General features: G+C 39.0%; 29 protein-coding genes, 1 pseudogene and 1 riboswitch. Of the genes and pseudogenes, 10 read left to right on the forward strand and 20 right to left on the reverse strand.

The features are described 5' to 3' along the window. Window positions 1-378: 378 nt before the first annotated feature. The 4 genes from AR337_RS20770 (at window position 379) to AR337_RS20785 (ending at window position 3387) form a co-directional block, all read left to right on the forward strand. A complete protein-coding gene (locus AR337_RS20770) occupies window positions 379-1275 on the forward strand; it encodes an HD-GYP domain-containing protein (RefSeq protein ID WP_059173971.1) in 897 nt (298 codons plus the stop codon). Window positions 1276-1288: 13 nt separating this feature from the next. Further along, on the forward strand, window positions 1289-1576 hold the full coding sequence (locus tag AR337_RS20775) for a hypothetical protein (protein WP_059173972.1): 288 nt from the start codon (window positions 1289-1291) through the stop codon (window positions 1574-1576). 178 nt (window positions 1577-1754) lie between these two features. Further along, a complete protein-coding gene (locus AR337_RS20780) occupies window positions 1755-2549 on the forward strand; it encodes a GNAT family N-acetyltransferase (protein WP_059173973.1) in 795 nt (264 codons plus the stop codon). Between the two features lie 79 nt (window positions 2550-2628). Continuing rightward, entirely contained in the window at window positions 2629-3387 is a 759-nt protein-coding gene (locus AR337_RS20785) for a hypothetical protein (RefSeq protein ID WP_253702028.1), read from the forward strand. Between the two features lie 49 nt (window positions 3388-3436). On the opposite strand, the gene AR337_RS20790 is transcribed toward AR337_RS20785, so the two are convergent. The 3 genes from AR337_RS20790 to AR337_RS20800 all read right to left on the reverse strand — a co-directional run bounded on the left by AR337_RS20790 (window position 3437) and on the right by AR337_RS20800 (window position 5426). After that, window positions 3437-4132 (reverse strand): hypothetical protein, encoded by a 696-nt coding sequence (locus AR337_RS20790; protein WP_059173974.1) that lies wholly within the window; start codon window positions 4130-4132, stop codon window positions 3437-3439. Between the two features lie 106 nt (window positions 4133-4238). After that, the gene (locus tag AR337_RS20795; protein WP_059173975.1) at window positions 4239-4733 is read right to left on the reverse strand and encodes a YfbM family protein; all 495 of its coding nucleotides are present in this window, start codon (window positions 4731-4733) and stop codon (window positions 4239-4241) included. A gap of 114 nt (window positions 4734-4847) precedes the next feature. Then, entirely contained in the window at window positions 4848-5426 is a 579-nt protein-coding gene (locus tag AR337_RS20800) for a hypothetical protein (RefSeq protein WP_059173976.1), read from the reverse strand. Between the two features lie 207 nt (window positions 5427-5633). Here AR337_RS20800 and AR337_RS20805 point away from each other — a divergent pair, with 207 nt between their 5' ends. The 3 genes from AR337_RS20805 to AR337_RS20815 all read left to right on the forward strand — a co-directional run bounded on the left by AR337_RS20805 (window position 5634) and on the right by AR337_RS20815 (window position 7185). Beyond that, window positions 5634-6194: a hypothetical protein gene (locus AR337_RS20805; RefSeq protein WP_059173977.1), complete on the forward strand. Its 561-nt coding sequence runs from the start codon at window positions 5634-5636 to the stop codon at window positions 6192-6194. Between the two features lie 138 nt (window positions 6195-6332). Then, a complete protein-coding gene (locus AR337_RS20810; RefSeq protein WP_059173978.1) occupies window positions 6333-6749 on the forward strand; it encodes an RDD family protein in 417 nt (138 codons plus the stop codon). Next, window positions 6733-7185: an RDD family protein gene (locus AR337_RS20815; RefSeq protein ID WP_253702031.1), complete on the forward strand. Its 453-nt coding sequence runs from the start codon at window positions 6733-6735 to the stop codon at window positions 7183-7185. Before AR337_RS20810 ends, AR337_RS20815 begins: the two co-directional genes overlap by 17 nt. 237 nt (window positions 7186-7422) lie before the next feature. On the opposite strand, the gene AR337_RS24120 is transcribed toward AR337_RS20815, so the two are convergent. Continuing rightward, window positions 7423-7659: a DUF4181 domain-containing protein gene (locus AR337_RS24120; RefSeq protein WP_082687105.1), complete on the reverse strand. Its 237-nt coding sequence runs from the start codon at window positions 7657-7659 to the stop codon at window positions 7423-7425. 285 nt (window positions 7660-7944) lie between these two features. Further along, a riboswitch (cyclic di-GMP riboswitch) is annotated at window positions 7945-8029 on the forward strand. A 263-nt stretch (window positions 8030-8292) separates the two neighbouring features. Between AR337_RS24120 and AR337_RS20820 the strand changes: the two genes are divergently transcribed. Continuing rightward, window positions 8293-8571, forward strand: coding sequence for a DUF4181 domain-containing protein (locus tag AR337_RS20820; RefSeq protein WP_082687106.1), 279 nt, complete (start codon window positions 8293-8295; stop codon window positions 8569-8571). 697 nt (window positions 8572-9268) lie between these two features. Here the strand turns inward: AR337_RS20820 and AR337_RS20825 are convergent. The 12 genes and pseudogenes from AR337_RS20825 to AR337_RS20880 form a co-directional block, all read right to left on the reverse strand. Next, complete coding sequence (locus tag AR337_RS20825; RefSeq protein ID WP_059173980.1) at window positions 9269-9475, reverse strand: DUF2187 family protein; 207 nt, start codon at window positions 9473-9475, stop codon at window positions 9269-9271. 144 nt (window positions 9476-9619) lie between these two features. Further along, on the reverse strand, window positions 9620-10048 hold the full coding sequence (locus AR337_RS20830) for a DUF1801 domain-containing protein (protein ID WP_253702034.1): 429 nt from the start codon (window positions 10046-10048) through the stop codon (window positions 9620-9622). 268 nt (window positions 10049-10316) lie between these two features. Continuing rightward, complete coding sequence (locus AR337_RS20835; RefSeq protein ID WP_059173981.1) at window positions 10317-10529, reverse strand: helix-turn-helix transcriptional regulator; 213 nt, start codon at window positions 10527-10529, stop codon at window positions 10317-10319. A gap of 10 nt (window positions 10530-10539) precedes the next feature. After that, complete coding sequence (locus AR337_RS20840) at window positions 10540-11016, reverse strand: DUF2975 domain-containing protein (protein ID WP_059173982.1); 477 nt, start codon at window positions 11014-11016, stop codon at window positions 10540-10542. 232 nt (window positions 11017-11248) lie between these two features. Continuing rightward, on the reverse strand, window positions 11249-11431 hold the full coding sequence (locus AR337_RS20845; protein ID WP_059173983.1) for a hypothetical protein: 183 nt from the start codon (window positions 11429-11431) through the stop codon (window positions 11249-11251). 151 nt (window positions 11432-11582) lie between these two features. Continuing rightward, window positions 11583-12035: a DUF3995 domain-containing protein gene (locus AR337_RS20850; RefSeq protein ID WP_253702037.1), complete on the reverse strand. Its 453-nt coding sequence runs from the start codon at window positions 12033-12035 to the stop codon at window positions 11583-11585. 216 nt (window positions 12036-12251) lie between these two features. Further along, window positions 12252-12527: a DUF3951 domain-containing protein gene (locus tag AR337_RS20855; RefSeq protein WP_059173984.1), complete on the reverse strand. Its 276-nt coding sequence runs from the start codon at window positions 12525-12527 to the stop codon at window positions 12252-12254. A gap of 588 nt (window positions 12528-13115) precedes the next feature. Next, entirely contained in the window at window positions 13116-13625 is a 510-nt protein-coding gene (locus AR337_RS20860) for a GNAT family N-acetyltransferase (protein WP_059173985.1), read from the reverse strand. A 75-nt stretch (window positions 13626-13700) separates the two neighbouring features. Then, complete coding sequence (locus AR337_RS20865; protein ID WP_059173986.1) at window positions 13701-14189, reverse strand: DinB family protein; 489 nt, start codon at window positions 14187-14189, stop codon at window positions 13701-13703. Window positions 14190-14519: 330 nt separating this feature from the next. Continuing rightward, window positions 14520-15062, reverse strand: coding sequence for an NADPH-dependent FMN reductase (locus tag AR337_RS20870; RefSeq protein WP_059173987.1), 543 nt, complete (start codon window positions 15060-15062; stop codon window positions 14520-14522). Further along, window positions 15059-15493, reverse strand: a complete 435-nt coding sequence (locus tag AR337_RS20875) for a MarR family winged helix-turn-helix transcriptional regulator (protein WP_059173988.1) — start codon at window positions 15491-15493, stop codon at window positions 15059-15061. The genes AR337_RS20870 and AR337_RS20875 overlap by 4 nt, the downstream gene beginning before the upstream one ends. An 88-nt stretch (window positions 15494-15581) precedes the next feature. Beyond that, window positions 15582-15771: pseudogene (locus AR337_RS20880) on the reverse strand (pyridine nucleotide-disulfide oxidoreductase). 228 nt (window positions 15772-15999) lie between these two features. Between AR337_RS20880 and AR337_RS20885 the strand changes: the two are divergent. After that, a complete protein-coding gene (locus AR337_RS20885; RefSeq protein ID WP_059173989.1) occupies window positions 16000-17361 on the forward strand; it encodes a DUF1570 domain-containing protein in 1362 nt (453 codons plus the stop codon). Between the two features lie 285 nt (window positions 17362-17646). Here the strand turns inward: AR337_RS20885 and AR337_RS20890 are convergent, their stop codons facing one another. The 4 genes from AR337_RS20890 to AR337_RS20905 form a co-directional block, all read right to left on the reverse strand. Continuing rightward, entirely contained in the window at window positions 17647-18132 is a 486-nt protein-coding gene (locus AR337_RS20890) for a hypothetical protein (protein WP_059173990.1), read from the reverse strand. Further along, window positions 18129-18326 carry a hypothetical protein gene (locus AR337_RS20895; RefSeq protein ID WP_059173991.1) on the reverse strand — a complete coding sequence of 66 codons (198 nt, stop codon included), beginning with the start codon at window positions 18324-18326 and terminating at the stop codon, window positions 18129-18131. Before AR337_RS20895 ends, AR337_RS20890 begins: the two co-directional genes overlap by 4 nt. 114 nt (window positions 18327-18440) lie before the next feature. Then, complete coding sequence (locus AR337_RS20900; protein WP_059173992.1) at window positions 18441-19478, reverse strand: DUF1835 domain-containing protein; 1038 nt, start codon at window positions 19476-19478, stop codon at window positions 18441-18443. Window positions 19479-19580: 102 nt separating this feature from the next. Continuing rightward, window positions 19581-20063, reverse strand: coding sequence for an NUDIX hydrolase (locus tag AR337_RS20905; RefSeq protein WP_059173993.1), 483 nt, complete (start codon window positions 20061-20063; stop codon window positions 19581-19583). Between the two features lie 288 nt (window positions 20064-20351). Here AR337_RS20905 and cspC point away from each other — a divergent pair, with 288 nt between their 5' ends. Next, window positions 20352-20552, forward strand: coding sequence for a cold shock protein CspC (cspC, locus tag AR337_RS20910; protein ID WP_010331195.1), 201 nt, complete (start codon window positions 20352-20354; stop codon window positions 20550-20552). The last annotated feature ends 181 nt before the right edge of the window (window positions 20553-20733 follow it).

The following is a 20733-nucleotide window of genomic DNA, read 5'->3' on the forward strand; positions in this document are numbered from 1 at the left end:
TGAAACAAGTGCAACAGTGAAGCAGTGAAGCAGGGGACGTTTCCTCTGCCTCATTCGAGTAGTTACCGTTTATGGTGCCAGGGGCGAATCCAGTGCCACATTTAGTTAAGTACACTCTTCATTCAAGATGGTTCAGTTTGTTCGTGGAGGAGCGGAACTTTACATATGCAGATTTGAGGCAATGGGTACGTCCCCTGCCTCACTATGGGTATGTCCGCTGTTTCATTTTTCTCTATGAATTTTTATTAATAAACCCCTATTTTTACAATGAAAAAGATGGTAATATAATCTTTATTTGCCATCTATTTTTGATGGTAATGGCCCCTTTTCTATTTGAGGTTTTTACTAAATATACGTTTTTTGGAAGTGGGGAGTTTTATGAATATTGTTAAGAAGAATCCGCTTGAAAAAGTGCTGATGAAGAATATGGAGTTGTCCTTACTGGCGTCGGGTGACGGGACTGAAGTTATCCACCATAAGCTGTATGCGGGTGCGCGCTGGGCGATGGCGCCGGCGGATGATTGGACCGCACTGGAGCATCTGACGATTTTGTCGGGGCGGATGAAGATGAATTCGTCTGCCGGGGAAGTTGTGCTTGAGCCGGGTGATTCGGTCAATGCTTGCCCAGTGAAGGAGCACATAATTTTCACAGCTGAGACAGAAGTGGAGTTTTTATATGTCACATCGCAGCCGCAGTTCCATTTTTACAGCAATTCAGTGAAGGACATGATGGACTTGGCGATTTTGGTTGAGGAAAAGGATGGCTATACTTCCGACCACTGTGACCGGATTAAGGAGTTGGCGATGAAAGTCGGGAAAGTGATGGGATTGAATTCGGACGAGCTTTATATACTGAATTTGGCTGGCTTTTTGCATGATGTTGGGAAAGTGAAGGTTCCGGATGGAATTTTGAACAAGCCAGGAAAACTGACTGGAGAAGAGTATGAAATTATTAAAATGCATACTGTCTGGGGAAGAGAACTTTTAACAGAAACGAACTTTCTCGATTTGGTCAAGGCTGGCGAAATAGTCGAGCAGCACCATGAGCGGTATGACGGGTTGGGTTACCCCCACCAACTGAAGGGTGACGAAATCCGGATTGAAGCGGCGATTATCTCGGTCGTGGATGCATTTGATGCGATGACGTCCGACCGCGTGTACCGAAAAGGAATGGACCCCGAAGACGCTTGTGCGGAACTTGTTCGCCATAAAGGCACGATGTTCCATCCGAAAGTTGTCGATGCATTTCTATCGATAAAACATCAATTGAGCTAAAGGAGGTGATACTATGAAAAAAATGCTGTTGGTTTTAACATTGGCCTTTGCCCTGCAAACCGTATTCGCGGGTGCAGCTGGTGCGGCATACTTTAAGGGTTGGGACAAGACAATTTCAATCAATACCGGACTTAATCTTCTTCCTGCATTGAAAACTGGCGATGCGACTTTCAAGCTCCAGGAAGCTGTACATAACGAGCTAAAAAATGCTACAGGCCTTGAAGTCGACCACTTCTACTACTGGGTAGAAATCGACGGCCAAAAAGTCCTTGCAGTCGACCCGGCACGTGCGATGTACTAATAGAGAAGCAGTGAAGCAGGGGACGTTTCCATTGCCTCATTGCGATTCCTATTCCATTTTAGAAGACTACTTGTAGTCTTCTTTTTTTATAGATTGGGTTGGCTATTCTTTTCACACAACCTGCGAAGTTGGTTGGTATAATTAGGATGGAGTTTTAATAGAGGAGAGGGTATTAAAAATGATTTCACATCGCCTGCTTTCGCACGAGACAGTTATCCAACTAATTGGCCAAATTGATAGGGATCGCCACTTACTATTCTATAGCTATTTAACCCAGCGTAAGGAAAAGGCTCTATTTTACGGCCAGTTTGTAGAGAACCGGTTGACGACTGTCCTGGCATACTTAAGCGAGCTTTCCTTTCCGGCTTTTTCTTTTTACCGTATTGACGAGCACGAGGTCTTCTTCCCGGAACTGGTTGCTTTTACACGGGATGCCCTTCAACTCGAAAAAGATGCTGTGTGCGGAACAATCCTCTGCCCCCATGACCTGCAACTTTTTCATTCCTATGGCCTTATCGCTGGCGCCCCGAAACAGTTCTTCACGATGAAGCATCTAGATGATTCGAAACTGCTAACATCCGATATTGCAGAACTTGTAAAAGATGAGGAGTTTACCGAGGTGATGGATTTTTTGCATAATGGGGGTATGAAGTTTTTCACTCGGAGCGAACTTGAGAAATGTCCTTTCCTTGGCATTAAGGATGGCAATGGGTTCCTAGCAGTAGGTGGCTACCATTTTTACGATCCTCAGCTTGTAGAGCTTGGAAACATTGTTACCAGACCGGACCATAGAGGAAAAGGGCTCGCCAAGGTCCTGACGAGCCAGCTTACCCACCTGGGAAAGCAGCTTTCACCCGATATCTATCTGGGAGTTTTGGCAGAAAACCTGCCAGCCGTCCATGTCTATCAAAGTCTTGGCTATCAAACTGTGGCCGAGCAATCGATTGTTGAGTTTACTTTGGCTTTAAAATGAGGCAATGGAAACGTCCCCTGCCTCACTGCCTCATTTTTATGGTAAAATTACGGAAACATTTTTAGAGGGAGGAAATCCATTGATTCCACCAGATTCTTTATTAAAGGTTTGGAGTTTGTTTGATGATTTTCCGATGGAAACACTCACAAAGGCTTGGGTATACAATCAGCCATCGGGTCCTAGGCAGCGAACTGTTCGTGAAATGATTGAACATAGAGAACAATTTGGAACGAGCGGAAATTGTTTTGATTTGGCTATTTGGCTGTTGCATGAATTGAATAGTGCCGGGATTGAAGCCCATGCGATTGGCTCTGACTTCGGTACCCCCGAAGCTCATGTCGGGGTTCTTGCCTATATAGATGGTTACCGCTATTTGTGCGACCTTGGGGACCAATGGATCCGCCCTATTTTAATCGACAGTTCGAGTCCGGATTTTGTAAGTGAACCTGTATCCGGGTTTTTCCCGGCCGCAAACGTGCAAGTTAGCTCTTCTCCAACTGACTGTAAAATTACTTACCATCGTCCCAATGGGAAAATTAGCCGCCAGCATTATTCCTTAAGCAAAATTACCGAAGAGGAGCTTTTTGAAGCGGGCAATTCCTCGCAAAATTCATTTAGCAAACCATTGTGTGAAATGCGAATTCGCAACGAAGATGAGGTCCAGCATTGGGAATTTTACAATTGGTCCAGTTTTATTAGTACAAATGCAGGTTTATTTCATGACTCCCCATTAATTTCAAATGAAGAATGGAGTGCACGCATTTTTTCCAGGACAGGCATAAGCCCCGCTGTTGTAAGGCAGGCGCTGGAATTCTATTCGAAACTTCCTTCTTTTTAAAAAGGTCCTTTTAATTTTTTAGTTGATAATAAGGATAAAAAGCCCTTAATTATTCGTAATAATATGCTTTTGTCCAATAGTAACCCTTGCCCCTGTTTTTACACCAATTAACAAAGTCATTTGTTTGTTCGTTTTTAAACATTATCCAGTCATTCAACAGTTTTCTATAATAGTTAAGTTCGTCATCATTATTCTTTTTGGTTTGTTGACATTCTACCTTGTCGTTTAACTGCTGAGACTTAGTAATCAGTATTGAATCTTCTTCAATATTGCCAAGATACAAATCTTCAGATATATGATGGAAAGAATACCAAAGGGAGTACAAATTACTATCAATTAGTTTTACTAAGGATAATTGTTCGCTAGTACCACCAAGTTCAAGAGCATTATTTAAGTAATCGATACGTTTTTCGGTTTGTAAAAACAAACCATACCACCTATATGGCCTAGGATCTTTGGGATTAATTTTCATCCATTCATCAAGTATCGGCTTTAATAAATTTTCTTCTAAAGGATGAACAAGTAGATGGTGAACATTATCTGATACTTCAAATAAAGCAAATAGCCAACAAACAAAATTCCGTTGTTTATCATTACTCCATTTCTTTGCTTCATCAATAAATGAGAATAATTCTTTAAAGGAATCCTTCCGTAATCCTTTTTCTTTTAGGGAACAAAATTTTTTGAATAACGGATATTCATCCAATCTATCACTTTTTAAGACATTGGTTAAAATATCTTCCATTTTGCACGTCCAATCCTATTAGGTAGATAAAAAAGTGGAAGCCTTAACCATAAAGGCTTCCACTTTTTTTTAGGGATTTAACCAAAATAAACTTCAAAAGAGCCCCTTATTGTATCAACAGCAGCATTCCCTCATTGTTCCTCGCCGCCATTTCATAATAACGCAGAAGGAAATCGTAGTTTTCCACCAGATACTCCTTATCCTCTTCGCTCCATTTCTTATACATTGGGGAAATATTGTGATTACTCAATTTCTCTGGGTCAAAGCGGCTGGCAAACTCATCGGGAGATATGGCCTTTAGGTCGTTGTAGATCTCTGTCACCTCATCGGCTTCGAAGTACCGGAGCGGGCCGTAGCCAAAATCATCTCCCAGCTCATGACCTCCAAGCACAGCTCGCCCGATGTGCCCGTCAGCAGGCTCATCCAGGTCAGCCACCCCGCTTAATAGGAAGTAGATGCCATGCCACGATTTATCGATGTCCAGCTCTAGCTCCTCGATTTCTTCGATTTCAAAAATCAGGTCCCCCGCCTCGTCCGGGTTCGTTTTTAACATCTCAAGCATCTTTGGCGAAACCCTGAAAAAGCTCGCAATCATACCCATCTCTCACCACTCCTCAAATTTCCTTTTCACATAGAATAGCACAATGCTGAGGAATGATGCAGTGATGCAGTGAGACAGGGGACGTTTCCTCTGCATCACTATTTTTCTATGAACTTACAACTCATCGTAATTATCGGTAATCGTCACCTTGTTTTCCAGCAGCATTTTCATAAGTCCAGCCCGAAATGGAAGGAAGTTTTTATCATGAGGCAAGTCGAAGACCCGGTTGTCCTTCGTTTTGAATTGGTAGCTTTCAATATGGGTATTGTTCATCTCTTTTTTGTACACTTCATTCACTTCTGTTATTTCATCCCATCGGTAAGTTTCTACCGAGTTGTAGCTTTTTAGCACATCAGAGTGGATTCCTTCCTTGTCTAAATAATAATAGTTTGAGATGCCGAACATGAAAAAAGGGATGCTTATCAGGATAAGGAACAGAGATAGCCACTTTTTAAATTTCCAGCTCGTTTTTCCGTACATAAACAAGGCAAGTGCAATCAGCATCATTCCTACTCCAAACGTAATAGAAGCTGATGTGGGAGTCTTAAAAAACCAATGAGTACTTGAATGGTACATTGCTTTTTGGATAAGATTCACAATGACAAAAGGCATAAAAAAACTGCCAATGAATAGCATGATGGAAATAGGCAGTATGTACCGCGAAGCTTTTTTCTCTAAAACTGCTACATTCATCACTTTTCCCCCTATTTATCTTGGTATGATTGCTTTTATCGGAGCTCCAATGCTCCTCCTCCCTCCTCGTGAAGTTCCACAAAATTCCGAATTATGGTAAAATTATAGCATAATTTCCAAAAAAGTGAACAGCTCTCTATATCCGGTTTTGAAGCAGTAGATACGTCCCCTGCTTCACTCTTCTTCAATGGGAACAGGAGGGATATGATGTTGAGGAGGTTTGTTGTTTTTGCGGTTTGCTTGGGGATTATTACTGCCGTTCCTTTGGTTGGCCATGCTTGTAAGTGTGATGATCTCCCTTCTGTTGAGCAGGAGCTTGCAGAGTCGAAGGCGGTTTTTACCGGGAAAGTCATTGAAATTAAGGAAGAAAAGAAATTTAGCTCTGGCTCTACGATCGAGAAGGTTTTATTTGAGGTGCAGGAAACGTGGAAAGGCCCCTCCGATTCCCATGTTATTTTGGAGTCGTCTCAAACCTCCTGCAGCATTATTTTCAAAAAAGGCGAAGAGTATTTAGTGTACGCAAAGCAGAATCCGGATTTCAAAAATAAAACTGTGTATACTTCGCAGCTCTGTGACCGGACGGTGGAAGCGGCAAAAGCCGGTGAAGATTTCAGAGTTTTGGGTAAAGGCGAACCCCCGGTTAAGGCTGTGAATCTTGAAAAAGGGATGGAGTGGTCGATTTTTGTTCTTCCTCTTCTTATATGGACTCCAGTCATTGGCGTTGCCGGGCTTATCGGTTTTTTCATTTGGAAGGGAGCGAAAGATTGACCATCGTTCGTTAAGACAGTGAGGCATTAGAAACGTCCCCTGCTTCACTGCTTCATATTCGGGTTGGATGAGAAATTTTAAGTGAGGCACTGGATAAGTCCCCTGCTTCACTCAAAAAAATGCAGAGGAGTGAGTTGAATGAATTTTAGCCCGGCAGGTTTCGGATTGAGATTTTTGGCTGATATCTTTGACTTTTTCATTGTTGGTTTGCCTCTAGCTTTGATAATTTTCTTCATAACAGGAGATTATTGGGGTAGTTCGGGGATAAGCTGGATCTTTAATTTGGTTTACTTGTTATATATGACGTTTTTACCCCTGATGTGGACTGGATATATTGTCGGGAAACGTATTATAAAAATACGAATTATGCGAATCGATGATAAGCCTTTAACGTTAAAAAATATGATATTACGTGAAATTGTCGGGAAGTTCCTGCTGGGGTCTGTAACGTTCGGTATTTCCAGTATTGTAAGTCTATTTATGGTGATATTCCGGGAAGACAGGAGAGCCGTACACGACTTCATTGGAGGAACGTATGTTGGATACGAATATTAATCCTGAAAAAACTTTAATCGATATAACCCCGGCTGGTTTTATTGAAAGATTGATGGCAGATGTTTTAGATTTTATCCTTATTAGTGTGCCACTTACTTTTTTTATCTTCCTTTTAACAGGAGAATATTCATATGAATGGGTGATGGGCTGGCTGTGGCATGTGGTTTATACTGGCTATTTAACGCTCCTTCCCCTGATTTGGAGTGGCTATGTAGTAGGGAAGCGAGTTCTTAAAATTAAAGTAAAGCGATTGGATGATAAACCATTAACCTTTAAAAATATGATTTTACGGGAAATAGTCGGTAAGTTCGCGGTAGCGTATATAACGTTTGGAATTTCCAGTATTGTGAGTATATTTATGGTGCTTTTTAGAAAAGACAAGAGAGCCGTTCACGACTTTATTGGCGGAACGTATGTGGGGTACGAAGGACTCTAGTGAATAATTCGCAAAATCCCTTCTTTTCAAAAAAGCAGGGATTTTTTATATTGGAATGAGTTTTTTAAAAATATGATTTAGTGTCTTAACTGTTGCCAATGAATCTTAATGTGAAATCCAGAAACGGAGAACTCCAATAGCACTCTTAAAGCCTCACTACTTTCTGTCTTCTTAAATTTCCCGTCAAACCCCTGCTGCCAATATTGGTAGTAATAGTTTAATGGACTAAAAAACTAATCATGACGAAAAAAGAAATTGAACCAATACAACCCCAATTAAGACTTCCACAATCGAAACAATGAATTGTTTTGATCCTTTTATATACTTCCACTCAATAAACCCGTGAAATCCCCTGGCCATGATCACAACCAATATCCAAAACCATTTTAACTGCTCGATAGGAGCATTTGATGTCCAACAATCAAGATTCTTAACAAATACCTTGTGAAAAAAAGCGTTACTATTAGTAGGGATATTTTACCGGCTATTAAACATCCTCTCCTCGCCAAAACGTTAATCTATATTATTATTATTTTAACATTAAATTACAAAAAACCTCTTTTGAAAAATATACATGCTGAACTTGTTTAAACAACAATCATATTATTTAGGCTGTTAAGTATGTATTATTTTTAAATAGCAATAGGGCATCAAATAACTTTGCGGTTTTAATACACCATATTCGAATAGGTTATATTACCTAGTTATTTCACATTTTTTGGTTCCTTTTAACAATTCAAAGGTGTATAATTATCTCCAAACCAGAAAAGGCAAACCTACTGAAAAATAGGGACGCAAAGTCACAGATCTAAAGTGAGTATACCATGATGGCTGGACTGCCGGGTTCAATTTAAAGGAGTTGAACTCATTTGTTTAAATCACTTATTTGTTTTTTTCGTCGAAACCATAAGTACAGCTATTATTCTGGTAAATGTATTAGATGTGGAAAAAAACGAACTCAATAAACAATTCCAGTTCAGTCGACTTCCTTCTCTACCTCGATGTAAGATTTGAAACAAATTAATTTTACTGAAATATTTGAAACTGTTATAAACGATGAAGACACCTTAGACGGTGAAACCTCTTTGAAAGTGTCTTCAACATAGAATCGCGGATTGGACCGTTCGAATTACTTTTACAATTCTATTCATCATTTTTGGGTTTTATACAATTGGTAATGATATAGTGGAGATTCCCTGGTATTTTGAAACGAGGTTCATCATACTGCTTTTAGTTTTTGTGTCCGAAACCGTCCGCGCAATCATGGAATGGAAGTATGATGAAAACAAAAACGCCTATGTGGCGACGATAATTGAAATGCTCTTTTTAGGATTTGTAGTGGCCGGTGTTATCGGCAGTATTATGTACGGCATTGTTTCTATTTAAAATTTATTCCCCAATCGAAACTAAAAGCGTATTCGGTCTAAAAATCGAATACGTTTTTTTTGTTAAAATCCACTCTCCTCCCTCCCCTCTTTCCAAAATTTACTCAATGAATCTTTATGTAAAAATCAGTAATATAGGAATTAACTTCAAGAAATGGAAAAGATGGATAATGAAAAAGATATTTCTCTTTGGCACCATTATGTTTTCTATAACAATCATTTGTTAGCGACAATCGGTGAAAAATAAATGGACGATCAGAATAAGGTTCTAAAAGGTGCAATTAGCCATTACAGAACCGATGACGATGGAAACCCGCTAATTCCATTGCTTCCAACGTCTAACTATTACGAATACTTTCAATAATCATAGATTTATAGGCTGTGTCTTCATTTAGATGGAGGTGCAGTTTTTTTATTTTTATGTTTTGGATGGATGAAATACACGCGGCTTGCCACCAATATTTAATGGCCAGGGGATGGGGTGGGGACTCGTTTCGTGGTTAAAATCAAAAACCTGTCCGATAGCTGGACTGCTTCGGCAAGTTTCAATGCTGTATTGACCAGTTGGAGGAAGTTCTCATGTTGTATCGTTATAGAACTTCCCCCTGTAACCACATACGTGTCCGCTACCGGGGCAAACTTTTTCTAAACCCCTGCCCCGATTTCAGCTTTGTACACAAAAACCATTTTATAAAAGCTCACGCTGTTTCTACCGAGGATAATATTAAATAATTCGAATGCTTTACGACCGTTTTTGTTGTATCGTACCCCAAGCTATCCGCTGATTCTTTTGAAACATCCACAATAACGCTGTTGTCCCTTACGATTTCAACAGTTCCTTCTAAAGAGTGATTCTTACGTGTAAATGAAATTTGATCGCCAATTTCAGCTCTTTTTTTCGTCATAGCAATGCCCCCTAATTCTTACTTCTTTATTATGGAGTCATGTCCCCATTATTATTGCATTTTGATTTTTATTCCCTATGAGACGCGAATTAAACGTAAAAAGCATTGGTATTTAATTACTTCCTTTAACTCTGTGCAACTACCTCAATTAACAGTTGCCTTAATCCATTCTCCGATTACGGTTCTAAGCCTATCTTCTTTATCTTTAACATCATTTTCATTAAAAAATTTTACCAGAGCCCTGTCATTAGTCTGCCATTCTAATAGGCCAGTATGGTCAACAAACAGAGATTCCTTTTTTGCTTCAGGACTCACCTTTGCTCCACAATGAAAAACAAGGCGGAAAAATCCTTTTCCATTCAGGTTGAACGTTATCCGATCGTCATTTTCAATGAGGAAACTCGGTGCATTCCATTTAATATGTTCCGTAATTCGGTCATCACAACTTAAAATTATATTGCGAACTTCCTCTATCTCCTCTTTAAGAGGATGGTCAAGTTTATCCATAAATTCTGCAACCTGTTGAGGACCGGTCAACTTCTGTTTCATCCGTTTTTCCGATTCGTTTTTCAATGAATCACATCCTTTTATGGTAGCCTCTGTTGATTCACTCACCAATATTATTATCAATTATCTCAAAATTGAATCTATATAAACCTGGCTGGAACGCGATATCCAATTAGCACTTAAGGTTTCTATTCCATCGATTTCTATATTTACCGCATTGCATTCCACTTATAGTTTATATTCTTTAATCCGACAAAATATTTCTCCGCTCAATAAGTAATTCCATATAAAAAGCGTTAATCCTCCTGGATCAACGCAATGATTTGTTTAAATATTAGTCATCGTCACGTTTGTATTCTAAAATATCCCCAGGCTGACAGTCCAATGCCTTGCAAATTGCCTCTAATGTGGATAATCGAATCGCTTTAGCCTTTCCATTTTTCAATATAGAAAGATTCGCCATCGTGATTCCAACTTTCTCCGAAAGCTCCGTTACGCTCATTTTCCTTTTTGCCAACATCACATCTATATTGATAATAATCGCCATTTTTTTCACCTCAGACCGTTAAGTCATTTTCAGATTTTATATCTATCGCTTCTTGTAAAAGTCTTTGGAGCACAGCAGCAAACACTGCAATCACCAGTGAAGCGAAGATTGGGACCATTCCAACTATGACGAGACCCGGCGCATCATCAAGTTCGGCTACCATAAAGACAAACGGCAGAACAATTACATACAAACCACTGATGGCGATCGCACAGAATTTGATGTTTTTGAGCGCCTTAACAGACAATTCAGAGAAAGCCTGGTTCCTGTCAATATAGCCTAACAATTTAAAAGCCTGATACAACGCACCGAAAAATGGTATCGCTGAAACATACATGCCGACTACAATCGGGTACAGAATATGGGCATACTCTGGATTTGCTGGATTTTTCATTAACCAGTACAAGCCGAATGAACCAAACGCAAGAACTGGGGATCCGATTAGGAAAACCGCCATCCTTAAAAATAATGTTGACCCTCGTTTCATAAAAAGCACCTCACATATTTGTTTTCAATTTATCCTAACAGGAAATTTATCGTTTTACAATAAATTATTATCATTTATTATTACTTTATTAACGATATGCAGCTATTATGCGCAAAATAAAAAACATTCTTCTTTGCAAAGAAATGTTTTTTAGCTTAAAGCTATGTAATTGATAATTTGTTCAATGGCTTTTAAGAGATGCCATGTGGATTCACTGCTAGTTTTGATAGATTTATTTTTTTATGAAAAGAAAATTCTTAAGGAGTTCACTTTCATTAATTGATACCCTGCCCGTTAAATCTATCGTTCTCAACACAAACTCCTTAACCCCGATGAATTCCGACTCAGCAATCAGGTAAAACTGTGTTCCTTTTTTATATCCTTTAAAATCCTTCTTTAGTGTATATAGCTTCATCTAATAACCTGCCTAATCTCATTAACCTTTTAAGGAAATAATATCAATAAGTAAAAGCTATAGTCCTCTATGATTTGCATCGAATATTGAAGATAAATCTTACAAACTCATGTTCATCCACATAACAATAGACATCCACCAATTATAGTTATTAACGGCTCTGTGTTCTGTTGACGGAAAAAAAGTAAAAAACCCCTCCGGCCATCCAAAATGGTTCCCAAAATACCAATCTCCAAAAGGTAGCATATTGGTCTAAATCAAAATTGAGTATATGAAACGCATGTAAGGAAATTGTGATGAAATTAAGAGCCCCATACAAGAACAGTAATGCTCCACCTGTTTTTACAATGTAAAAAAGCTTTCGGATCACTTCGGAATTGTTCCGGTGGACAAGCAGCATCAATAGTAATACTGCCCCGAGAAGCTTTATAAAACCAGTAATCCAAACAATAGCCAAGAACGATGGTGAGGGGTTTAAGGCAATCTCATAAATTGTTCCACCCAAAGATCTTACCCCCAACATGCCGCCCATTGCCCAATAAATACTCATCCCTGAAAAAATAATAGTCCATATAATCCCCAGATAGATAAACCAATAATTCAACTTAATTAAGAGCCTCTGCCCCATTCCTCAACAATTCCTTCCCTGCCTTTAGTTAAATTGCCATTTCAATGAAAAAAACGAGTTGTTTGCAATTTAATAAGGGTCTATGAATCTCCAAAAATCGAATTATGGAATTCCGATCACAGGAAAAGCTGTTAATAATGATACCTTCCCTCAATAATTAAGTAAAACTATAATTATGTGATTACATTACCATCAGACCTTCTTATACAATTCTGCTCTGTTGTCCTTTAACAAATTTCTACTCTTCTTATTACTATTCTTATCCTTGTCATCTCCCTGTTCCTCATCTACTACTAGTATTTCTTGTTCTACATGAAATTCCACTTGAGATTGTCCAGTTATTTCATCAAAGGGTGTGTAGAAAGGAGTCAAATTTTTCTTTTTTACAAACACTTTATAAAAACTCATTAGGACAAAAGTAAATATAATTGTCAGTAATCCTATTGCCATTATAAGTATTGGATTCATCAATATTCTCCTTTTTTTTCGGTTCCATTTCCAATTAACTACATTAAATAATATTAAACAAAGTTAATGCTAATCCTCTTAAGCAAGTAAATACTACCTTCTGTTCCATTAAAAAATAAAATATCCGCTAACAAACAGTAATGAATTACCTGAAATACTCGATATCACATCCAGCTATCCTATAGAGGATAATTGCGTCCAAATACCGAAAGGATCCACGCACATTACATTCAATGTGCATGCCAATAACACAGAAACAGTGTTGTTTTGGTTAATCCCGACAGGTACCGGTACCTGGAATAAGCGAAAACTAATCGGTTACGACATAAAAAACGATGCGAAGGATAACATCTTTACATTCACATGGGGCATAGATCGGCCAACCCTTCACGATCATTTATATGTACAAGCCTTAGGTACAAGGGTTGAGAGTGTTATCCTTAACCTTAAAATGGAGTAGTTCATATTGAGCCAAACTGCACTTAAGCTTTTCGCCTTTCTACCTCTAGCAAAAATTTTATATCAAATGGCTGCTTGCATATGAGACCGAAATTGGACAGAATTATGCTCTATTTTCATATAATATGACTACCAATAAGAGACTTGATATTGAATCAGCTGGCTTTCTGCACCGATGTATTCCTCATGACCAATCCTGCTTATTTCTTTAAAGCCAATCTTTTCAAGCATTTTTCTGGAGCGAACATTTTCCTCATGCGTTTCAGCGGCAAAATCCGTGATGCCGAGTTTTTTAAAACCGTACTCCATCATGCATTGGGCTGCCTTAACCCCAAGGCCTTTGCCCCATTGTGCAGTATCTCCAATTGCAACGCCTAGTTCAGCGGAATGGTCCTGAATACCGGCTAAATCCGCATACCCAATTAACTTCCCATCGCACTCAATTCCCATGCGAACAAAATCTTTCGCCTCATTTTTCACGCAGCGAAGCCACCACCGATATAGCTCCTCCTCATTCCTGTTCATCTCCCATCCATTTGCGAGGCAGAATCCTTCATCCCTGCTCCAGTTCAATGCAAATTTAAAGTCATCAATGCGTAGTGGCCTGATTTTTACCGATTCGACATTGCTCGTTTCCATCACTAATCCCCCTAAAAAATTATTTATATTTTCATGGTATCACAGAAAATGGAAATATTATGTCGAATAATAAACCTACAGTTTTAACTTGCTCATCCAGCTTTTTTGAAGCTTACGGATATAGACAATCTGGCCGATGTGATATGCGTTATGTGTTGTTAGATTCGCAATTATTCCCCACCACTTCGCATTTACAGAGAAGCCCGCTACATCGCTTTCCATTTTTTCCACTGTTAATAGATCCTGCCATCGGAGCAGCGAGTCTACTAATTGATTCCTTAAGGAAGCAAACGTGTGGTTGTCAGGAATTTTGAAGCTTTCCTCATTGCTTGAAAGAGGAGGCACAGCGTTTACATTTCCGCTTTGATACCTGATTTGCCATGTTTGATTCCAATAAAGTAAATGCAGCACAATCTCAGCAATACTGAAGCTTCCTTCATCCGGTTTCCAAAAGGCTTGTTCTTCGCTCAAATTTTCCACTGATTGTAAAAAAGGGATATACCAGCTGGGGTCATTCGCATTTGCCAGCAGCTGGTCGGATAATACTTCTTTTGCATGAACCACGGTCCCACATCCTTTTTAAATTTTTCTATTAAGGTTATCTATTCGAGATAAAAGGTAAGATTACCTTTCCCTTCTTCCCTAAAGTAAAAAGACCGCATTATAGCGGCCTCTAATTGTATTGTTTCGGACACCGAAGCCGTGAAAGCTTGAGGCTATGTCCGAATCCATACCTCATTCGGGCCTGGGGCTCTGTCCGAATAGCATTTTGAAAAAAGGTTTTTTCACGGATTAGAAACATCATTTTTTGATCCATACAAAAAATGCGTTCCCACTTTATTGTGGAAACGCATCTTAAGGTATTGTCCGTTTTATTTTCAAAAGTCTACATGATTATACCGTTTTAATTAGGTCAATAAACACTTCAACCTTACTATCCAGGAAGCCAAGTGTCATTTCATCGACCAATTGGCCTGTTTGGGCATCAAACTTTTGGTTGGCAAAGCCGATGAGTACTTCATTTCCTGCTGGCGGGAGTTGCTTCGCCTGAAGGCCGGTCAAAATTTCACGCAAATGCATTTGCGCGCGGATGGTTCCAAGTGCTCCCATGGTTACACCCATCGGGAATACAGGCTTACCGATGAAAACCTTGTCCACACGGGAAGCCCAGTCCAAAGCATTTTTCAAAACACCAGGAATTGACCAGTTGTATTCAGGAGTGATGATGATTACTCCGTCCGCGTCCGCGATGGATTGTTTAAAATCCTTAACAGACTGTGGCGGATTGTTTTCCTCATCCTGGTCATAATGAGGCAGGGAGCGGATGTCGGCAATTTGAATATCCAGCTTATCTTGGTAGCGTTCCTGCATTGTTTTTGCCAGATACATATTTAGCGATTCTTTTCTGATGCTTCCTACTATTGCTACGATTTTCATGTTGAAGTTCCTCCACTTATGTTTTGAATTATTTTTGTTAACATCTTTTGCAGCTGCAACGTTTGTTCCGCGCTGATCCCATTCATCACGGTCCGGCTAGCCTCTTCTAAAATGGGTGCCACCAGACATTCAAGCTGCCTTCCTTCGTCCGTTAAGTGAACTTTGAATGTGCGCTTGTCGCAAAGGTCATCCATTCGTTTGATGTATCCCTTCTTCTCGAGGCTCGCAATCATGCGGGCGATATTGCCTTTGTCCTTTTTCAATTGCAGGGAGAGTTCATACGGTGAAATCCCGTCCTTTTCCCAAAGCATCATCATGATGAGATTCTGCTCGGGAGCAAGGTTGAACGGCTCCAGCTGCTTCTTGACGTAATTCGCAATCGTCAAATCCGCGTTCCGGATTAAGAGTCCAATGAGCTTATTTTCGTCCAAAGGCCCGCCTCCTCAAAAACGTTGATATGTCAACAATAATAGCTGGGTTTTATTACAAGGTCAAGCTTGGGGGCTTGAGGTTTCTCTATTAAAGTAAAGTGGTCCTCAACTCTTCGTTTCTTTCCTTTAAAATGTATTCCTTCCCCACATAATCCCTGCCGCCGCTTGCTTCAAACCACCGATTGACCCGCTCGATCGCGGTGGCTCCGGACATTCGCTTCTATTTCCAGGTATTTTTCGTAGCTGTCGTACTCCCAGATTGCAAAATTTTCACCTATGAATCTGAGTGAAACAGAGGTAATGTCCCCTGCTTAACAACTCATCCACATCCACACTATTGCTATTTTAACATTTAATAACATATTTCCTGTATTAATTTGTATAATTGAATTTAATGAATGGTTTATTGTGAGGGGGTAGAAGGCGGAAATCATTGTTGGTGATTGGCCTGTTGTTAATTGTTACGAAGGAAACTAGAAACGATAATTTTCTTGGGAGAATACAAAATGATAAAAAAAATAGCATTTTGGATAGTTGCGCTCATCCTCTTCTTTGGGTTATCACTGGTGGTAAACGTTGGGATTGGCAAAATTGTAAAAGAGGTTAAACAGCACTCTTATTCAAAACCTCTTGTTGAAGAGGAGAATGCTCAATCAAAAAAAGTTGGACACATCACTTTTAAATATAAAATTAAAAATGACAAAAGCTCAATGGCTATTGATGCCGCTTTAAATTCATTAAGTGAAAATGAAAAACTCTTGATTGAACTTTTCGGAAAAAACATCAGCAATCCAGTATCGATAGTTTTAGTAAATGATCTTTCCAAATTACAAGAGTTATTTGGAAATCCCGGAGATGGCCAGGTAGTTGGATATTATGTTTCTGAAAAAAATTCTATATATATTGCACTTCCAAAGGGTGAAAACGAGCTATACCAATTTAACCAAACCATTGTACACGAATATACCCATCATCTGATTAGTAGTACATTAAAAAATAGCGGAGTCCGATTTTCAGACTTGCCTGTTTGGTTTCATGAAGGATTAGCAGAATATGTGGAACGAAAAAACCAGGGGATCACATACGAGGATATTAAAGAAACGGAAATTGTTAATTTCAAAAAACTAGAAAGCAATAAACAATGGGATCATCACCTCCGTTCGCCTTATAATCCATATCTTCAGAGTAGTGTTCTAGTCGGCCTTTTAATCAAAAATGAGGGAGCGACAGCGATCAATAAAATTATTGAAGGCTGCAAGGAAGACGATTTTCGGGTTGCTTTTGAAAAAGCGGCTGGCCAATCATTCTCTTCATATGAATCCGAAACAATAAAGACAATAAAAGAATTTCCATTAAGAATTACCAGTGTGCGAGGGGAACTATATCTAAAAAAAAATCCCCATAAAGCTTTAGAAACAGCGATAGAACTCAACGACATAATTCCAAATGTTAATGAGATAATGCTATTAATCGCACATATTTATTCCGAATTAGGGGATTACGAAGAATCTCTCAATTATTATGAACAGACTGTAACATTATTTCCTAACAGCTCTTATTATCAGCAATTATCTCGGGCTTATTTATTTTCAGACTTAGATAAAGCAATTGAAGCAGCTGAAAACTCTGTAAAAATGGCAAATAATGAAGATGTACGTTTTTATCAGGATTACCTAGAAGAGTTAAGCAACTTGCACGCATTGGTTAATAATGGCCATCCACTAATAGGTTTCCTGCATTTCTTACGCAATGATAGCTTATTAACCGAAAGGTACAAAGATGATCTAATAACAATTGTCTTAGAAAAATACCCTAATGTATTCCAGGGAAGGGAAGATCTTGTTTCCCTAAAACAAAACCTTCAATAACTTTAGTAGATAGGGGCTTAGAGTCGATACATATTCTTGTAAGGTGGTATGAAAGTTGCTCAGAGGTTATTAACCTCTGAGCACTTTTCCATATATAGCTTACCTTTTCACCATTCAGAAGAGGGTGGCCCTAATTGTAAAGTCAAATAAGGAGAAATCAAGTGGATGAACTTCCCCGCCATTCCCGCAAATTGTTCCATCTCGGTCTATAAGAACCATCTAATCGATACTAAAAGCTGAATACCTTTAGGATAAGAGAACGCCAAAAAATTTTAAGCAATAAGTTCACTTCTCAGGCTCAATCGGCTTGTTTCCTACAACCAGCATCTCATAGAGTTCATTAAATATGTCCGTATTGTTCTTTGTAAATTTATATGTGTTTGCGTCGACTTTGAGATATCCTTTATCATTTACCTCTACTATTACCATATTGTTGTTGAAATTTTCTCCGTAAACCACGGCCATCATTATATAATTCCCATCATTTGCAATGTTTCTACTTCCTGGAATTCTGGTATATCCACTTTTAGAGAAAACTTCAATAAATCGCTCAACTTTAGATGAATCCTTGAACTCTATATTGTAATAATTCATATGATTATTTCCCTTATAAGCAATGAGGTGAATTTCATACACATCATCCCTTCCAACAAGAACATCCTCTGCTTGAATCGGACATTTGTAATACCATATAATGCTGGAAAATAAAATCACTAATCCTGCAACACAAACAATTAAATAGTTCTTTTTAGTTTCTTCATTCGCTTTCATTTTACCCTCCGCTTTACTAATAGAACTAAAGTGATAAATAAAAAGAAAACTGTTCCAATGAATCCCATAATAGCAAATGAAGTACCTTCGTCCATCTCACTTGGAGACGCCATATAATTACCTAAAAGCCAGGTGATTAAGCTTGTAACTAATAACAGTGTCGAAATGAATACCAGTTTATTTCCTTTAATCACAATTCTCCCCCCAATTATATAAATGACAGCTAGTTAATATATATTCATTGGTTGTCGTTGTTCCTGTCCGAACCAAGTAGATTCTTCCCTGAAATGCGATTTTTACATAGATATTCAACTGAGTTTCACACTATAATACCTTAATGCCTTGGTTGTGCCCCGAACTTCAAATATGCCTGCAGCGATTAAATGCCTTAGCCTGTATTCCAAATAAGAATCACCAACATATTGCTCGATTTGGCCGATTGCCTCTCCAATAATCCTCGCAGCCATTAAGAAATCCTTATTTTTTTGTTTCTTATGTAGCCGCTTGGCTATATCAATTAAATTTTGGTCAAAATAGTCTTCCTCAATGTTGCGCACTTTGCCCGCATCCCAAATTCTTAGGACAGCGTTCCCGGCAGATATCTCCACCCATTCACTCTCGAGTTTAAGTCGGTCTTCCCGTGTAAGTGGAATCCTGTTTCTATTTTCCTCAAAAATAAACCACAATTTTTCAGGATGAAGTTCTCCGGTATGTAAAGGGTGGTATTGTATTTCCGCAGTGTTGAACTTTTCCTTAAAGCTTGCAGTAGTGTTAAATACTGAAACATCATTCTTTTTCCCGCTTAACAGATGCATGGCGAAGCTGGCGGCCGTTTGTTCGTGCGCGTTTTCTCCACACCAAATATGAATGGGAATATTTTCAGGTATGGCAATAACTGTTTCAATTGCGGTTTTCATCTTTACTTTATATTCATCGAGATAGTCCTCGTCGTAATGGATATGATTTTTTATCCACTCATGCCTATGGCCTAGACCGGCCTCCTCATCTAGCCTAGACAATGGCCCAATGGCAAAAAGGTCCGGAAACCCGATAACTTGTTCCTTCTCAGCCAACCCTTCAGTTTTCAGCACATGCTTTAGCATGTGGAGAGTTGTTTCGCCAAACACAATATGAATGATAGATGGATTTTGGATGCCCCCGATGTTAGGTTGGCCAGCATTATTTTTCATAAAATCACTATATATCTCTCTTATATCCTTACTTAATTGTACATCTGAGGTTCCTGTTTCCTCCGCCATTTCAATTCTCAATAAAATGAGGAATAAAAGTGATTTCGCCTCTTCTTCGCTGCAATTGTTTACTAATCTTTTCAATTCGTTGATCAAACCAGCCACTCCCTCTTCAGCAGAAGCTAATTACTCCATAACCAAATATTACCACAAAGAGAAAAGCGCTTGGAGTTTTTATCCAAGCGCTTTTTAAAAAAATTAAATCGTCCTATTTAATTTCACAACAAAATCCGGCCTGGTTACATATTCCATGTACTTTGTTTTCCCGTCGAAATCCAAATATGCCTGGTAGCGGGCACGGATTGGAGGCGTCTCAATATAATCAAGGACATTTTCTCTTGGAACCCATTTGCTGTCAGTCGTTTCCTCCGAAGTCGCCAATTCTCCGCCAATGGGTTTGCAAACAAAATCAAACATGACCTTAGTCGGCACATCCGTTACACCGTCGTACCATTTATAAATGGCTGTGTTCGAATACACTCCAATTAAATAGGAAACCTCCACGTCGATGCCGCTTTCTTCTTTGACCTCCCTGCACAAGGCATCGATCAGGTTTTCCCCTACTTCCACCTGCCCACCGGGAAAAACCCATCCTTGATTATGTGTTTTTACTAAAAGGATTTCACCGTGTTCGTTTTCCACAATTCCGCCAGTAGCCGCGATGTGTGTTGGCATTGCCATATTTTCTCCCCCCCTTCTCCTTTAGTTTCAATTTACCATGCAACTGAATAAAATCCAATAAAACCCAAATCGTTTTTATTTCCATGCAGGGACTTTAAGTGTAGAAGGTGGAATTAATTTTTGAGTATTTAGTCTCACTTGCAATTACTTCCGATTGCTGTTATGATAAAGAAGAATTATTTTTGTTCGGTGTAAAAGATTGTATAAAGTCTCGACTTTTCGTCTTGAAATCCACTTTGGGCAAGGATAGTAATACATTGTGCGCTAACGCACTAGGAGGCAACAAAAATGGAACAAGGTACAGTTAAATGGTTTAATGCAGAAAAAGGTTTTGGATTTATCGAACGCGAAAACGGTGACGATGTATTCGTACACTTCTCTGCTATCCAAAGTGAAGGCTTCAAGTCTTTAGACGAAGGCCAAAAAGTAACTTTCGACGTTGAGCAAGGCGCTCGTGGAGCTCAAGCTGCTAACGTTCAAAAAGCATAATTTAAAAAATGGAAAACAGGCTCTGTATAGGGCCTGTTTTTTTTATGTTTCTTACTAATTTACTCAATAAAAAACCCTACTCAACGTTCGAGTAGGGAGATGGAGCCGGTAATGTTAAAAAATTTAAAGCTTAAAAGGTTGTTTACATTATAACATACAGATTGGCACTGTGCGATTTTAT

Source organism: Bacillus sp. FJAT-27445, from assembly GCF_001510665.1.
In the GTDB taxonomy this organism is placed as follows: domain Bacteria; phylum Bacillota; class Bacilli; order Bacillales; family Cytobacillaceae; genus Bacillus_D.

What these genes read in the sequence shown, in the direction of transcription:
- AR337_RS20795 (WP_059173975.1), bottom strand. Translation starts at nt 4,733, where the DNA reads ATGGGTATGATTGCGAGCTTTTTCAGGGTTTCGCCAAAGATGCTTGAG.
- AR337_RS20840 (WP_059173982.1), bottom strand. Translation starts at nt 11,016, where the DNA reads ATGAAACGAGGGTCAACATTATTTTTAAGGATGGCGGTTTTCCTAATC.
- AR337_RS20835 (WP_059173981.1), bottom strand. Translation starts at nt 10,529, where the DNA reads ATGGCGATTATTATCAATATAGATGTGATGTTGGCAAAAAGGAAAATG.
- AR337_RS20810 (WP_059173978.1), top strand. Translation starts at nt 6,333, where the DNA reads ATGAATTTTAGCCCGGCAGGTTTCGGATTGAGATTTTTGGCTGATATC.
- AR337_RS20845 (WP_059173983.1), bottom strand. Translation starts at nt 11,431, where the DNA reads ATGAAGCTATATACACTAAAGAAGGATTTTAAAGGATATAAAAAAGGA.
- AR337_RS20775 (WP_059173972.1), top strand. Translation starts at nt 1,289, where the DNA reads ATGAAAAAAATGCTGTTGGTTTTAACATTGGCCTTTGCCCTGCAAACC.
- AR337_RS20780 (WP_059173973.1), top strand. Translation starts at nt 1,755, where the DNA reads ATGATTTCACATCGCCTGCTTTCGCACGAGACAGTTATCCAACTAATT.
- AR337_RS20860 (WP_059173985.1), bottom strand. Translation starts at nt 13,625, where the DNA reads ATGGAAACGAGCAATGTCGAATCGGTAAAAATCAGGCCACTACGCATT.
- AR337_RS20800 (WP_059173976.1), bottom strand. Translation starts at nt 5,426, where the DNA reads ATGAATGTAGCAGTTTTAGAGAAAAAAGCTTCGCGGTACATACTGCCT.
- AR337_RS20770 (WP_059173971.1), top strand. Translation starts at nt 379, where the DNA reads ATGAATATTGTTAAGAAGAATCCGCTTGAAAAAGTGCTGATGAAGAAT.
- AR337_RS20890 (WP_059173990.1), bottom strand. Translation starts at nt 18,132, where the DNA reads ATGAAAGCGAATGAAGAAACTAAAAAGAACTATTTAATTGTTTGTGTT.
- AR337_RS20855 (WP_059173984.1), bottom strand. Translation starts at nt 12,527, where the DNA reads ATGAATCCAATACTTATAATGGCAATAGGATTACTGACAATTATATTT.
- cspC (WP_010331195.1), top strand. Translation starts at nt 20,352, where the DNA reads ATGGAACAAGGTACAGTTAAATGGTTTAATGCAGAAAAAGGTTTTGGA.
- AR337_RS20905 (WP_059173993.1), bottom strand. Translation starts at nt 20,063, where the DNA reads ATGGCAATGCCAACACACATCGCGGCTACTGGCGGAATTGTGGAAAAC.
- AR337_RS20870 (WP_059173987.1), bottom strand. Translation starts at nt 15,062, where the DNA reads ATGAAAATCGTAGCAATAGTAGGAAGCATCAGAAAAGAATCGCTAAAT.
- AR337_RS20805 (WP_059173977.1), top strand. Translation starts at nt 5,634, where the DNA reads ATGTTGAGGAGGTTTGTTGTTTTTGCGGTTTGCTTGGGGATTATTACT.
- AR337_RS20885 (WP_059173989.1), top strand. Translation starts at nt 16,000, where the DNA reads ATGATAAAAAAAATAGCATTTTGGATAGTTGCGCTCATCCTCTTCTTT.
- AR337_RS20790 (WP_059173974.1), bottom strand. Translation starts at nt 4,132, where the DNA reads ATGGAAGATATTTTAACCAATGTCTTAAAAAGTGATAGATTGGATGAA.
- AR337_RS20825 (WP_059173980.1), bottom strand. Translation starts at nt 9,475, where the DNA reads ATGACGAAAAAAAGAGCTGAAATTGGCGATCAAATTTCATTTACACGT.